The organism is Methylocystis sp. (genome assembly GCF_051061225.1).
Classification (GTDB): Bacteria; Pseudomonadota; Alphaproteobacteria; order Rhizobiales; family Beijerinckiaceae; genus Methylocystis.
Map to the genome: position 1 here is coordinate 1 of NZ_JBPFEB010000022.1, position 13,249 is coordinate 13,249.

A 13,249-nucleotide genomic window follows, 5' to 3' on the forward strand; every position below is an offset into this window, starting at 1 on the left:
TTGTTCGCCGCGTCGATGATCGCCGGGTTCGGCTGGACCAGCGACTGTCGCGAGGCGATCGCCGAGGACAGTTACCCCGCCTCGCGGCCAGGGCCGCGGCCGGGCGCCGCCTCGAGGCCGACCTTGAGGGGGGTACCGGCGCGGTCCCGAAAGCAGGAGGAGCAGCAGGAGGAGGCCGCCGTCCAGGCCAGATCCGCCGAGCGCGCCCGCGCGGAGGCCGCGGAGGCGGCGGCCGCGGCGGAGGCCTCCACGCACGCGCCCACGCCGGGCGCCCCGCCCCGTCGATCGGCGTCTCCGGCGGCCTCGACTCGACGCAGGCGCTGCTGGTCGCGGTCACCGCGATGGAGCGGCTCGGCCTGCCACGTGAAAATATCCTCGCCTATACGCTGCCCGCTTTCGCAACGACCGACCGCACGAAAAACAACGCCTGGCGATTGATGCGCGCGCTGGGCGTGTCCGCGCAGGAGATCGACGTTTCCGCCGCCTGCCGGCAGATGCTGGAGGACATCGGCCATCCGGCCGCGCGCGGCGAAGCGGTTTATGACGCGACCTACGAGAATGTGCAGGCGGGCGCGCGCACCTCGCTCCTGTTCCGCCTCGCCAATCTCCACGACGCCATCGTGATCGGCACGGGCGATCTGTCTGAACTTGCGCTCGGCTGGTGCACCTATGGCGTCGGCGATCAGATGGCGCATTACAACGTCAACGCCTCTGTGCCGAAGACGCTGATCCAGCATCTCATCCGCTGGTGCGCCCGCGATGCGCGTTTCGGTCCCGAGACGGTCTCGGTGCTGGTGGATATCCTTGCGACCGAGATTTCGCCCGAACTCATTCCGGGAGAAGAGACGCAGCGCACGGAGGCTTTCGTCGGCCCCTACGCCTTGCAGGATTTCAACCTGTATTACACGACGCGCTACGGCTTCAGCCCGGCGAAGACGGCCTTTCTGTCCTGGCAAGCCTGGCGCGACGCCGGCGTGGGCACCTGGCCCTCCGTCATCGCCGAGGGCGACCGCGTCGCCTATGAGCTCCCGGAGATCAAGCACTGGCTCACGGTGTTCCTGCGCCGCTTCTTCGCGACGAGCCAGTTCAAGCGCTCGGCGCTTCCCAACGGCCCCAAGGTGAGTTCGGGCGGTTCGCTGTCGCCGCGCGGCGACTGGCGCGCGCCGAGCGACTCCTCGCCCGAGGCCTGGCTCGCCGCGCTCAAGGACATCCCATAAAAAGAGGACCGGCCAACGCCGGTCCAGTTGGGAGCACCAAGAGAGAAAAGCGCGCCAACGCGCCGTCACGCCCTGCGGAGGAAACCCGCAACCGCAGAGATGACGAACAGCACGAGCGCGACCCAGAACAGTATGCGCGCGCCTTCCATGGCCGTGCCGGCGACGCCGCCAAAACCGAAGAAGGCCGCGATGATCGCCACGACGAGAAACACGATCGCATAGTGCAGCAGGCTGCCCATGTTGACCTCCGTTGTGAACTTCACTCGGGAGGAGAACGCGCGCTTGCCGCCGGTGTTCCGGCGCAAGCGAGACAGGCGGGCCGAACGCATGCCTGTCCCCGCGCCTTGCGAGGGGTCGACCATGGGCCTGCGCCGGATCGCTGGCGAGGGGCTGATCACCCGGCGGTCGCCCGCGCGAATTCGAGATACAGCGCGCGCAGCCGCTTGGCGCGTTCGCCGGGACGGCCGGCGCCGATCGGGCGGCCGTCGATCTCGACGATGGGCAGCACCAGATTGGAGGCGCTGGTCAGAAAGGCTTCCGCGGCCTCCTGCGCCTCCGCCACGCCGAAGGGGCGCTCCTCCACGGTGAGGCCCTGTTCCGCCGCGAGCGCCATCACCGCCCGGCGAGTGCAGCCGGGGAGGATCGCTTCGGAATTGGGGCGGGTCACGATCGCGCCGGCCTTCGTGATGATGAAGGCCGTGGAAGACGAGCCTTCGGTGACGAAGCCGTCGGCGTCCACCATCCATGCTTCCTGACAGCCCGCTTCGGTGGCGGCCTGTTTCGCGAGCACCTGGGCGAGCAGGGCGATGCTCTTGATGTCCCGCCGCGCCCAGCGCAAATCGGGAACCGTCGCCACTTTCACGCCGGTCTCGGCGGCGGGCGCGGCGAGGATGGTCGTCTTCTGCGCGAAGGCGACGAGGGTCGGCGTGACGTTTTTCGGGAAGGAGAAATCCCGGTCGGCGACGCCGCGGGTGATCTGGAGGTAGACCAGCCCCTCGCGCACGCCGTTGCGCGCGACCAGCGCCCCTTCGATCTCGACGATCGCCGCCATCGAGACGGGGCTTTCGAGCTGTAGTTCCTTCAGCGATCGTTCGAGCCGCGCCAGATGCGCCGGATTGTCGACCAGCCGTCCGTCGATCACGGCGGCGACCTCATAGACGCCGTCCGCAAAGAGAAAGCCGCGATCGAGAATAGAGACGCGGGCGTCTTCGAGCGGCGTGAAGACGCCATTCACATAGGCGATGCTGGACAAGGTCGGCCTCCGGGTGGGGTTAGCCTGTTTAACCCGTCATCCCCCTCCCTGTCCCGCCTCGCTTCCGGGAGAGGGCGCCCCTCGCGCAAAGCAGGGTTCGGGAGGGGGTTCGCGACCCTTCGTCGCGCCGCCTTTCCTGCTCAGCTCCTACGTAATAAAACGGGGGACGACAGAGCAGGGGCGCCATGGGCGAGGAAATCAGGGCCGTTGGCTTCACCGGCGAGGACAAGGCGCGTTTCGCGGAGCGGCTGGCGCAGGAAACCGCCATCGCGCGCGAGCTGTTCGCCGCCGACAGGTTTTCGCGCGCCGGCCACATGCTCGGTTTCGAAATCGAAACCTGGATCGTCGATCACAATTACTTCCCCGCCTCGATCAACCAGCAGCTTCTGGAAGCGCTGAACAACCCGCTCGTCGTTCCGGAACTCTCGCGCTTCAATCTCGAACTCAACTGCGACCCGCTGCCGCTCGAGGGCGATGCGCTTGGCCGCGCCCAGGACGCGCTGGCGCAGGTCTGGGCGCATTGCAACGACGCGGCGCACCGGCTCGACGCCAATCTGGTTCTGATCGGTACGCTGCCGACGATCCGCGACGAGGATCTCACCCTCGACAACATGTCGCCGCTCAACCGCTATTACGCGCTGAACAGGGAGGTGCTGCGGATGCGCGGCGGCCGGCCGTTGCGCGTGGACATATTGGGGCGTGAGCATCTCGTGTCCGAGCATCGGGACGTCATGCTGGAGGCGGCGACGACGTCGTTTCAGGTGCATCTCAAGAGCCCGGCCGATCTCGCCCATCTCTATTACAACGCCTCCATCGCCGCCTCGGCGCCCATTCTCGCGGCGAGCGGCAATGCGCCCTATCTGTTCGGCAAGGCGCTCTGGGAAGAGACGCGCATTCCGCTGTTCGAGCAGGCGGTGGATGTGCCCGGCCCGGCGCGCGTCTGCATGGGGTCGGGCTTCGCAAATCGCAGCCTGCTCGAAATCTTCGAGGAAAACGCCAGAGAGTACGACGCGCTCCTGCCCATCGCCTTCGAGGACGGGCCGGAGGCGCTGCGCCACCTGCGCCTGCACAATGGCGTGATCTGGCGCTGGAACCGCCCCCTCATCGGTTTTGACGACGATGGCGCGCCGCATCTGCGCGTCGAGCACCGAATCCTGCCCGCCGGACCGACCTTCGTCGACATGATGGCGAATGCCGCGCTCTATCTGGGGCTCGCCCGCGCGCTGGCGCTCGGGGGCGCCAATGGAACGGGCGGGCTCTCTTTCGAGGCGGCGCGGCGCAATTTCTACACGGCGGCCCGCCATGGGCTCGACGCCGTGCTGACATGGCCGGGCGCGGGCGAGATCGGCGCGGACAGGCTGCTGCTGGAGCGGCTCATTCCGACGGCGCGGCAGGGCCTCGCCGAGCTCGGCGTCGCCGATCCGCGCGGCTATCTCGATGTGATCGAGGCGCGCGTGCGCTCCCGCCAGACCGGCGCGGTCTGGCAGCGCAAGGCGCTTGCCGCCTGCGATGGCGATCTTTACGCCATGATGGCCGCCTATTGCGAAGGGCAGCGCAGCGGCGCGCCCGTCCATGAATGGGACCTTTGATGATGACTGTGACCGACGCGCCCTGCGCCGTGATGGATCGCCTGCCCGACGCTTTCCTCGATTGCCCCGCCGACAGGCTTCTGGACATACTGCCCGGTCCGACCCTCTTCGATCTGCCGGGGCGCGATCCGCGTCCGCTTTTCGTCTCGACGCTGCTGCACGGCAATGAATACAGCGGGCTGGAGGCGGTGCAGGCGGTGCTGCGGCGGCATGCGGCGCGGGGCCTCAACCGCTCGCTGCTGCTGTTCATTGGAAACGTCCGCGCCGCCGCAGCCAATCTGCGCACGCTGCCCGGCCAACACGACTTCAACCGCGTCTGGCCCGGCACGCTTCATCCGGACGATCCCCTGGCCGACATGGCGCGCTGGGTTTACGACCATGCGGCCACGCGCGACCTCTTCGCCAGCATAGACATCCACAACAACACCGGGTTCAATCCGCATTATAGCTGCGTGAGGAAGCTCGATGCGAAGGACATCGCGCTCGCCCGCCTCTTTTCGCGCATTGTCGTTCATTTCCAGCGGCCCGTCGGCACCCTCGCGGCGGCCTTCGCCACTCTCTGCCCGTCGATCACGGTGGAGTGCGGCAAGGCGGGGGAGGGCTCGGCGACGCAGCACGCCATCGAACTCGTCGAAGCCGCGCTCGCCATCGCGGACCTGCCCGATCATCCGCCCGCGCCGCATGACGTCGATCTACTGCGCACCTGCGCGATCGTGAAGCCGCCCGCGGAAGCGACCTTCTCCTTCGACGGATCGCCGGCGGATTTCATGTTCCGCCCCGACATCGACCGTCTGAACTTCAGCGAACTGACGCCGGGGGCCTCCTTCGGCGTCGCGCGCGCGGGCATGACGCTCGACATTCTTCCCGGCGACGGGCACGACGCGCCGCCGGACGACTATTTCGCCTATGACGGCGGCGAGATCACGCTGATGCGTCCCGCCATTCCCGCCATGCTGACAGTTGACCCGCGCGCGGTGAAGCTCGACTGCCTGTGCTATCTCATGCATCGCATCGGCATGGACGGCGCGCGGTTGTAAGCGCGCGCCGCCGTGTTTCGCCTGTCACGTCGTTTCGACTGTCACCAGGCGAAGTGATAGTTGACGCCGAGCCGGGCGATCACGCCCTGATAGTCGAAGCGCGTCGATGCGGCGTTGATGATGGCGACGGAGCCCGGCGCGGCCGGGTTGATGAGCGGGCTGTATTGGCCCGAGACGGTTTGCGAGCCGAGATCGTAATAGAGCGCCTCCGCCTTCGCGCTCCAGTTCTGGATGAACATCCATTCCGCTCCGCCGCCTGCTGTCCAGCCGACGCCGATCCGGCTGATGCGGTCGGAGGTGGGCGTCACCGGGTTTTCGGGATGGCCCGCCTCATGGGCGGGATGCCAATGGTAGCCGTAGGAATTGACCGCCGCCCATGTGTCGCCATAGGCGAAGCCGCCAGTCGCGAACACGAGAAGCGACGGTTGAATGAGATAGCCGATGCGTCCGCGCGCCGTCCCGATCCACCCGATGCCGCTGGAGGCGTTGACGAGGCCATTCTGGAGATGGGTGATCTTCTCCTTGTCGACGGCGCCCGCGAGGCTGTACGACGAGCCGGAGCCCTGAAGGCTCGTTCCCTGAAAATCGGTCTCGACGCCGATAAGGACGCTGGGCGTGACCGCGAAGGCGTAACCGAACTGCAACCCGCCAATCACGCCGGCCTGGCCGCCGCCGGCGTTGCCCGCGCGATAGGGGGCGGTGAAGCCATAGGGCATCGACAGGGCGCCGGCCGCCCAGTCGTAGACCGAAAACCCATTGGTCGGGACGGTTGTCGCGGTCGCCGTCACGCCGCCGAGGCTGAGGCCGGCGTAGAAGCCGCTCCACGGCGAGGGCGTCCCGATCGGGAGTGGCGGCGCGGCCAGCGCCGGACTCTGCGCCAGGGCGCCAAGCAGCAGGGTTCCCATCAGTCGTTGTTTCATGGCGCCAGTTCTCTCCCGGTTGTTCGACTCGAAACGGGAGGGAGCCTAGGTCAGCAAACGGCAAAGCTGAAGTATGGCCGTGCGACGTGAAACAGATAATTACGCTTTGTTGCTGAATCGCAACGTTGCAAACGCCAGCCGTCACAACCGCCTTCGCGGTCGGGATCACAGCGCGATCGTCGACACGATCGGCGCGTGCAGCGATCCCAGAACGGGGTCCTGCGCGACGACTTCGTCTTCAAGCCCTTCGTTCAGGATGCGGGTGTCCCGGACGGTGCCTGACACGGCCTTCGACGCCAGAATATGGTCGATGAGCCTCGGCCGGCCGGCATGGATGATCGTATAGCGGCGCGCGGGATCGACCGCGTCCTCCAGCGGTGCAAGCGCGCGCGGGCCTTGCTGCAATTCGTTGTCGCCGCCGCGCAGAAGCCGCGTCGGCACATCGTATTCGTCGGCGTTGAAATCGCCGCAGACGGCGATGCGGGCGTCCGGCTCAGCGTCGAAAAGCGTCTCGATGAAGAGCCGGGCCTCAAGAGCCTGACCTTCGCGTTTCTGCGCGGCGACGAACTGGCCCTCGACCTGCGATTTGCTCGATCCCTCGCCGCGCGCGGTGGCGACGGGCGCCGGCCGGGGCGCGCGCAGATGCAGGTTGAGCACATGCAGCAGGGGGCCGGACGGAGGTTCGATCGCCGCGTAGAGCAGCGGGCGGTCCCATTCGATCGTGATCGGCTCCGGCGCGACGCCGCCGTCCCGCGGCGGCCGCCATGACCAGCGCTCGACGAAATCATGGTGGAGCTGGCGCGACGCGCGAATCGGCCAGCGGCTGAGAGTGACGAGATTGTGCACATCCGCCGGCGCCCGCCCGCCCGGCCGCACGCTCGCCGCGCGGGCGAAACCGGCGTAGGGCGTTTCCGCGAAGAGATGATCGAGCGCCAGATAGTCGCGCGGCGCGTGCTTGTGCGGCTTTTGCGCGCCGACCTCCTGCAGGCACAGAACATCGGCGTCGAGCGCCGCCAGCAGCGGCAGCAGGACGGCGCGTCGCGCCGCGAAGCTGGCCGCGCGAGTGGGAGACCACTCCAGATTTTCCAGATTGAAGGTGGCGAGGCGGAGGTCCATGCGGGGAGTGTCGCGCGCCGGACGACTTTGCGCCAGCGCCGCGATATTGAGCGCCGCGGCTAAAACAGCCTCTCGACGCGCGCCGGCTTTGCCGGCACTATGTCCCGGTCATCCCTGAACTTTCGGGAGCTTTTCCTTGTCCGTTTTCGACGGCATTCCTTTTTTCGCCGGCTTCGATCCGGCGCGCGCCGAGACCCTCGGCCGCCAGTGCGTCCGCAGACGCTACGCCGAGGGCGAGCTGGTGCTCGACTTCGACGACCCCTCCAACGACGTCTTTTTCATCGTCAGCGGCGACGTGCGGGTGCTCGTGCGCACCGCCGCGGGCAAGGAAATGATCCTGGGCGACTTCGGCCCCGGCAAGTTTTTCGGCGAAATGGCCGCCATCGACGGCGCGCCCCGGTCCGCGAACGTCACCGCGCTGACCAATGCGGAGATTTTGGTGGTGCCTCCGGGCGCGTTCCGCGAGATCGTCCTGCATGCGCCCGAAATCTGCGAGCGCCTGCTGCGCCTGCTGACCGCGCGCGTGCGCGAGCTGAACGTCCGGCTGTTCGAGCGTTCCGTGCTCGATCTGCGGCATCGGCTCTACGCCGAGCTGCTGCGCCTGTCGTCGCCACGCAAGGGGCATGACGGGCAGGCCATCATCTCGCCGCCGCCCTTCCAGCACGACCTCGCCGCGCGCATCGGCTGCCGGCGCGAACAGGTCAGCCGCGAGCTTGGCGCCATGATGGATGAAGGGCTCGCCGAGAAAATTCGTGGCGGGCTGGTCCTGCTGCGCCCCGCCGTTCTGGACCGGCGCGTCCGCGACGCGATGAACGAGACGGCCTGACCCCCCGGACGCGCCCGATCGGCCATGTGCGCCAGCGCACCAACAGGCCCGTGACGGCGCCCTAAAAAGTCATGGCTCGCTTCACTTTGCGGGCCAGGACATTTCAGGGGGTCGCGATGAGCGCGGAATTGGCTCCGATCGAGCTCTGTCAGAAACTGGCCGGACTGGCCGCGCATGAGGTCCTGCTCGGCGTCGCGCCGGGCGGCAGACATGCGCGCATTCTCGCGAACTACCGCCGCGCCCGGCGCTCGCCCGCCATGGCCCGCGCGCGGATCGTCGCCGATCTGCGCGCGGCGCTCCTGCGCGGAGCAGCGGGAGAGGCGGCGGACCTTTTGCTGGTGCTGCGGCGGTTTCTGGCGCTGGAAGGCGCGCCGCCGTCCTTGAACGGGAACACGGGAAGCGCTTTGCGCGCGGGCGCTCGGCCCCGGCGCGCGCGGCGGACGATCGCCGCCGGCCCGCGCGGTCCCTTTGTCAACGCGCCGCGGCCGTTGTGCGCGGTGGAGCCGGCTCGATGCGACGCGGTGATCATTCCTCTCGCCGGGCGACTGTCGCCCGAAAGCGACAGCAGGGATTTTTTCTGATGTCGAAATCGAGCCGGCGCACGGTCCCTGGGTCAAGATTTCCTTGCTGGCTAAAGATATGCGGTGATGGCTGACCGAATGCCGCCGCTCCGCGCAGCTTGCCCTTCGCGGGCGAGTGCGCAACAGATTTTTCATGTCGAGCTTATGGAGCGTTGTCTTGTTTTCCTTCCGACAAATTCTGACACGCTTTCTCGCGACCGCCTGCGTCGCGTCGTCGCTTTGCGCGCCTGCGGCCGCGCAGGATTTGCGCGCGGAGCGCGACCGCCTCGCGGCGCATATCCAGGCCAATCCGGAAGACGACGAGGCGACCTATCGCTTCGTCGTGATCGCCACGGAGCTTCGTGATTACGAGGGCGGCGTCGGCGCGCTGGAGCGGCTGTTGATGTTCAATCCCAATCTGTCGCGGGCGCGCAAGGAGCTGGGCTTCCTTTACGCGCGTCTCGGCAATTGGGAGCTTTCGGCGCAGCACTTGCGCGCGGCGCGCGCCAGCGGCGCGCTCGACGCCGTGCAGATCGCGCAGATCGACGCGCAGCTCCCCGACGTCGAGAAGCGCGCGCAGCCCAACCGCCTGTCCGTACGCTTGCAAACGGGCGTGCGCGCGCAGTCCAACGCCAATTTCTTCCCGGCCAACACGCTCTTTCAGTTTGGCGGATTGGGATTGCTGTCGGGCGGCGCGCGGCAGGGCGACGTCAACACGTTCCAGCTCGTGAACGCGGCCCATGATTACGAATTCGGCAATCAGCGCGGCGACCAGCTCGAAACGCGCGTGACCGCTTACGCCACGCAGCAATTCAACCTCCCGCAATACAGCGTCGCGCTGTTTTCCGGTTCCGTGGGTCCGCGCTTCTTCGTGCCCCAGAGCGTCTTCGCCAATCTCTCCGTGCGGCCCTATGTGACGGGCGCCGTCACCATGCTCGGGTCCAGCAACTATCTCAACACCGGGGGCGCGGGCGCGAGCGTGCGGGCGGAGCTGACGCCCGATTTCTGGCTCGAACCGGGCGCCGAATGGCGCAGCCTGTGGGTCGATCCCGCGCGCGGGCCTTTTTTCGGCGTCTCGCCTTTCGCGACGCTGTCGACGCTCGCCACCGGCGACGCCGTGACCGGCTATGTCAGCGGAGCCTATTCGCTGTTGGACAATCTGCGCCTCGAAGGGCGCTTCGGCTATACGCGCGCCAGCGCCTTCAACGCCGTGCAAAGTTCGGATCAGTTCGACGCGCAGGCGATGCTGCGGGTCGAAGTCGATCCGCTGCATCCGATCTTCGGCCGCCGCTGGACCATCGCGCCCTATGCGCGATTCACGCATCTTGCCTTCGACGCGCCCAATCCGATCGTCTCGCCCTTCGTGGCGCGACGGGACGCGGCCTGGACCTACGGGATCATGCTCGACGCGCCGGTGACTCCGATGTTCGGCTTCGCCGGCAATCTGGAGTTCTCGCGCAACGACTCCAACCTGCCGAATTTCCGGACCCAGAATGTGTCCGTCTCCTTCGGCCCCACCGCCAAATTCTGACAGGAGCCGCGTCATGACCAAATTCATCGCTCCGGCGCTGGCCTGCCTCCTGTTTCTCCCGTCGCCAGCGGCGGCGGAACGTGTCGGCAATGTCGGCGCCGCCAATGCGGCCGCTTTCGGCACGCCGCCCCAGGCGTCGCGGCGCGCGCTTGCGGTCGGCCTCGGCGTCGAGAAGGGCGAGCGCATCGACACCGCGAACGAGGGCAATGCGCAGATCGTGTTCAATGATTCATCGACCATGACCGTCGGCCGCAACAGTTCGGTGGTCATCGACGATTTCGCCTATCAGGGCGGAGGCGGCAGCCAGGGCGTGCGCTTCGCGAAAGGCGTCATGCGGTTCGTTGGCGGCAATGTCAGCCATCAGTCGGGCGCCGTCCTCCGCACGCCGACGGCGGCGATCGGCGTGCGCGGCGGCTCGGTGCTGATGCGGATCGGCGGGGACTGCGGGACCCTTGTCGTGCATCAGGTGGGAATCGTCCGGGTCGATGGCGCACATGGAACGTCGCAGATCCTCAACCGCCCGGGGTTCGGCGTTTGCGCCAATGCGGATGGCGTTTCGGAGCCCTTCCGCGTCTCCGGCCAGACCATTGCCGACATCACCGCCGAGATGGCCAGCCATGGGCGGCAGCGGGGCGGCGCGCGTCATCTTCCGAGCAATGAGGACGCCGCCGTGGCGCTGGGGGATCATGCGCCGGCGAGCGTCGACCTCCCGCCGGGACTCGAGGCGCTGGCGCCGGTCTGGGCCGGCAATGCGCTGGTGCAGAGCCGCGCCAATGTCGAAAATCAGCCCGCGCCGCAGCCCTCGCCGCCGGTGGACGCACGTCCGCCGGGCGAGGGCGGAGGCGACGGCGGCGGGAGCGACTGCGTGAATTGCAACCTCAGATAGCGCGCCCGCCTTGTTGAAAGGCCGGGCCTGAATTAGCTTGGCAGGACGACGATTTAGGCGCCTGCCAACGGAATTCCGCATGTTTTCGCGCAAACAGGTTTTCGTGATCGCCACCCTGATCGCGGGTCTGCTGACTCTCCCCTGGGGCGTGCTCCAGCCGCGCACGCTGGACGATCTGCGCAATATGGTCTTCGACCATTTCCAGCGCTTTTCGCCGCGGGCCTATGATCCGGAGGCCCCGGTGCGGGTTGTGGGCGTCGATGAAGAGAGCCTCGAAGCCTATGGCCAATGGCCCTGGCCGCGCACGCGCGTGGCGGCGCTGGTGGATCGCCTCGTCGATCTCGGCGCGTCGGCGATCGCCTTCGATTTCATCTTTTCCGAGCCGGATCGCGCCAGCGTTAGAAAGCTGGTCGAGACGCTGCCGGACGCGAAGCTGCGCGCCGAGGTCGCGCGTCTCGTTTCGAAGGCGCCGGATAGCGACGCCACCTTTGCCGAAGCGATCGGGCGGGGGCCGGTGGTGATCGGCGCGACGCTCTCGACGCAAGGGCAGAAGTCCTTTCCGTCGAAGGCGGGCGTCGTGGCGGCGGGCGACGACCCCGCGCCCTTCCTTTACGCTTTCCCCGCCGCCGTTCTGCCCCTTGCGACCCTGATCGACAAGGCGCATGGCGTCGGCGCGACCAACTGGCTTCCGGACCGCGATCTCGTGGTGCGCCGCGTGCCGCTGCTCATGCGCGCTGGCGACACGATCGCTCCGTCGCTGGCGCTCGAAGCCCTTCGCGTCGCGCAGGGCGAGCCGAGCTTCGTGGTGCGGTCCTCCAATGCGAGCGGCGAGACCGCCTATGGCGCCCAGACGGGCGTCAACGCCGTGAAAGTGGGCTCGTTCCAGATCGCGACGGGGCCGGAGGCGGACATCCGGCCGCGCTACGCCTTCGCGGATCAGCGCCGTGATCTTTCGGCCAAAGCGGTTCTCGAAGGGAAGGTTCCGCGCAGCGAGATCGAGGGCCGCATCATTTTCGTCGGCGCGCTCGCCGTGGGTCTCGGCGACGTGCGCGCGACGCCGCTGGAGCCGATCGTCCCCGGCGTCGACGTTCATGCGCAGATCGTCGAAAGTCTCACCAGCGGCGCCCTGCTGTCGCGCCCGGACTGGGGCGCCGGACTTGAAACGACCATCGCGGCCATCGCCTTCTTCCTGACCATGCCGCTGCTCTTTCTCGCGCCGCTCAGCGTCTCCATGCTGTACGCGCCGCTCGCGGTGGCGCTGCTGTTCGGCGGCTCCTATTACTTCTTCGAGAAGCACGGGCTGCTGTTCGATCCGGCCTATCCGAGCCTCGTCGTCATCGGCTCCTATATCGTCGGGACCGTGACGCTCTGGCGATCGGAAAACTGGGCGCGGCGCCATGTGCGCAACGCCTTCGGCAAATTCGTGGCGCCCGCCGTGGTCGACCGGCTCGCTGAAAATCCGGAGCTTCTGGTGCTGGGCGGCGAGACGCGCGATCTGACCGTGCTGTTCTCCGACCTTCGCAATTTTTCCGGCCTGTCGGAAGGCATGAGCGCGCGCGAACTCACGCAGTTCATGAATGACTATCTGACGCCGATGACGGACGCCATCCTGGAACGCGACGGCACTGTAGATAAATACATGGGCGATGCGATTCTCGCCTTCTGGAACGCGCCCCTCGACATCGCCAACCACCCGCGCAAGGCGCTCAGCGCCGCGCTGGCGATGCGCGCCGCGCTCGAGGGTTTCAACGCGACGCGGGCGCGCGCCGCGCAGGCCGCCGGGCGCGCCTATGTCGAGGCGCGCATGGGCTGCGGTCTGAACTTCGGCCCCTGCAGCGTCGGCAACATGGGCTCGGCGCGCCGCTTCGATTACTCCATCCTCGGCGACAATGTGAATCTCGCGTCGCGACTGGAAGGCGCCAGCAAGGCGTTCGGGACGGACATCATCGCCGCCGGCGCGGTTCGGCACGAGGCGCCGGAGATGGCCTGGCTCGATCTCGGGCAGATCGTGGTCGTCGGCCGAAGCGAACCCACGCACGTCTACGCTTTGGCGGGAGACGCCAAATTCGCAGGCGACGCCGCGTATGTGCGCTGGCGCACAGCGCATGAGGAGATGCTGGAGGAGTATCTGTCGGCGCGCTTTGCCTCGGCTGCGGAGCGCGCGGCAGCGTTGTCACAGACGCTTTCCGGTCTATGGCCAGGGCTCTATAAAGCCCTGGAGAAAAGATATTCGGGCCTCGCCCGGGAAGGCGCGCAAGGAGACTGGTCCCCGGTATGGAATCTCACCAGCAAGTAGACTTTACCCGTCGCGCCCA

At 67.4% G+C, this 13,249-nt stretch carries 12 protein-coding genes; 8 read left to right on the top strand and 4 right to left on the bottom strand.

Annotation, left to right across the window (positions count from 1 at the left end):
- Positions 1-1,217, top strand: a 1,217-nt coding sequence (locus tag ACR652_RS04895) for an NAD(+) synthase (protein WP_434505403.1), incomplete at its 5' end; no start/stop codon positions are given.
- Between the two features lie 65 nt (positions 1,218-1,282).
- On the opposite strand, the gene ACR652_RS04900 is transcribed toward ACR652_RS04895, so the two are convergent.
- Both ACR652_RS04900 and ACR652_RS04905 read right to left on the bottom strand, forming a co-directional pair.
- Positions 1,283-1,456 carry a DUF1328 domain-containing protein gene (locus tag ACR652_RS04900; protein WP_434505494.1) on the bottom strand — a complete coding sequence of 58 codons (174 nt, stop codon included), beginning with the start codon at positions 1,454-1,456 and terminating at the stop codon, positions 1,283-1,285.
- 155 nt (positions 1,457-1,611) lie between these two features.
- A complete protein-coding gene (locus ACR652_RS04905) occupies positions 1,612-2,469 on the bottom strand; it encodes a D-amino-acid transaminase (RefSeq protein ID WP_434505404.1) in 858 nt (285 codons plus the stop codon).
- A gap of 185 nt (positions 2,470-2,654) precedes the next feature.
- Here ACR652_RS04905 and ACR652_RS04910 point away from each other — a divergent pair, with 185 nt between their 5' ends.
- Both ACR652_RS04910 and ACR652_RS04915 read left to right on the top strand, forming a co-directional pair.
- The gene (locus tag ACR652_RS04910) at positions 2,655-4,058 is read left to right on the top strand and encodes a hypothetical protein (RefSeq protein WP_434505405.1); all 1,404 of its coding nucleotides are present in this window, start codon (positions 2,655-2,657) and stop codon (positions 4,056-4,058) included.
- Positions 4,058-5,095 carry a M14 family metallopeptidase gene (locus ACR652_RS04915; RefSeq protein ID WP_434505406.1) on the top strand — a complete coding sequence of 346 codons (1,038 nt, stop codon included), beginning with the start codon at positions 4,058-4,060 and terminating at the stop codon, positions 5,093-5,095. Before ACR652_RS04910 ends, ACR652_RS04915 begins: the two co-directional genes overlap by 1 nt.
- Positions 5,096-5,136: 41 nt before the next feature.
- On the opposite strand, the gene ACR652_RS04920 is transcribed toward ACR652_RS04915, so the two are convergent.
- A complete protein-coding gene (locus ACR652_RS04920) occupies positions 5,137-6,015 on the bottom strand; it encodes an outer membrane protein (protein WP_434505407.1) in 879 nt (292 codons plus the stop codon).
- Positions 6,016-6,180: 165 nt separating this feature from the next.
- Positions 6,181-7,131, bottom strand: a complete 951-nt coding sequence (locus ACR652_RS04925; protein WP_434505408.1) for an endonuclease/exonuclease/phosphatase family protein — start codon at positions 7,129-7,131, stop codon at positions 6,181-6,183.
- A 136-nt stretch (positions 7,132-7,267) separates the two neighbouring features.
- Between ACR652_RS04925 and ACR652_RS04930 the strand changes: the two genes are divergently transcribed.
- From ACR652_RS04930 to ACR652_RS04950, 5 genes are all read left to right on the top strand, one after another.
- Positions 7,268-7,957 (top strand): Crp/Fnr family transcriptional regulator, encoded by a 690-nt coding sequence (locus ACR652_RS04930; protein WP_434505409.1) that lies wholly within the window; start codon positions 7,268-7,270, stop codon positions 7,955-7,957.
- 116 nt (positions 7,958-8,073) lie between these two features.
- The gene (locus ACR652_RS04935) at positions 8,074-8,538 is read left to right on the top strand and encodes a hypothetical protein (RefSeq protein WP_434505410.1); all 465 of its coding nucleotides are present in this window, start codon (positions 8,074-8,076) and stop codon (positions 8,536-8,538) included.
- 157 nt (positions 8,539-8,695) lie between these two features.
- Complete coding sequence (locus tag ACR652_RS04940) at positions 8,696-10,048, top strand: tetratricopeptide repeat protein (protein ID WP_434505411.1); 1,353 nt, start codon at positions 8,696-8,698, stop codon at positions 10,046-10,048.
- A gap of 13 nt (positions 10,049-10,061) precedes the next feature.
- The gene (locus tag ACR652_RS04945) at positions 10,062-10,934 is read left to right on the top strand and encodes a FecR family protein (RefSeq protein WP_434505412.1); all 873 of its coding nucleotides are present in this window, start codon (positions 10,062-10,064) and stop codon (positions 10,932-10,934) included.
- A 79-nt stretch (positions 10,935-11,013) separates the two neighbouring features.
- Positions 11,014-13,230, top strand: coding sequence for a CHASE2 domain-containing protein (locus ACR652_RS04950; RefSeq protein WP_434505413.1), 2,217 nt, complete (start codon positions 11,014-11,016; stop codon positions 13,228-13,230).
- Positions 13,231-13,249 lie beyond the last annotated feature (19 nt).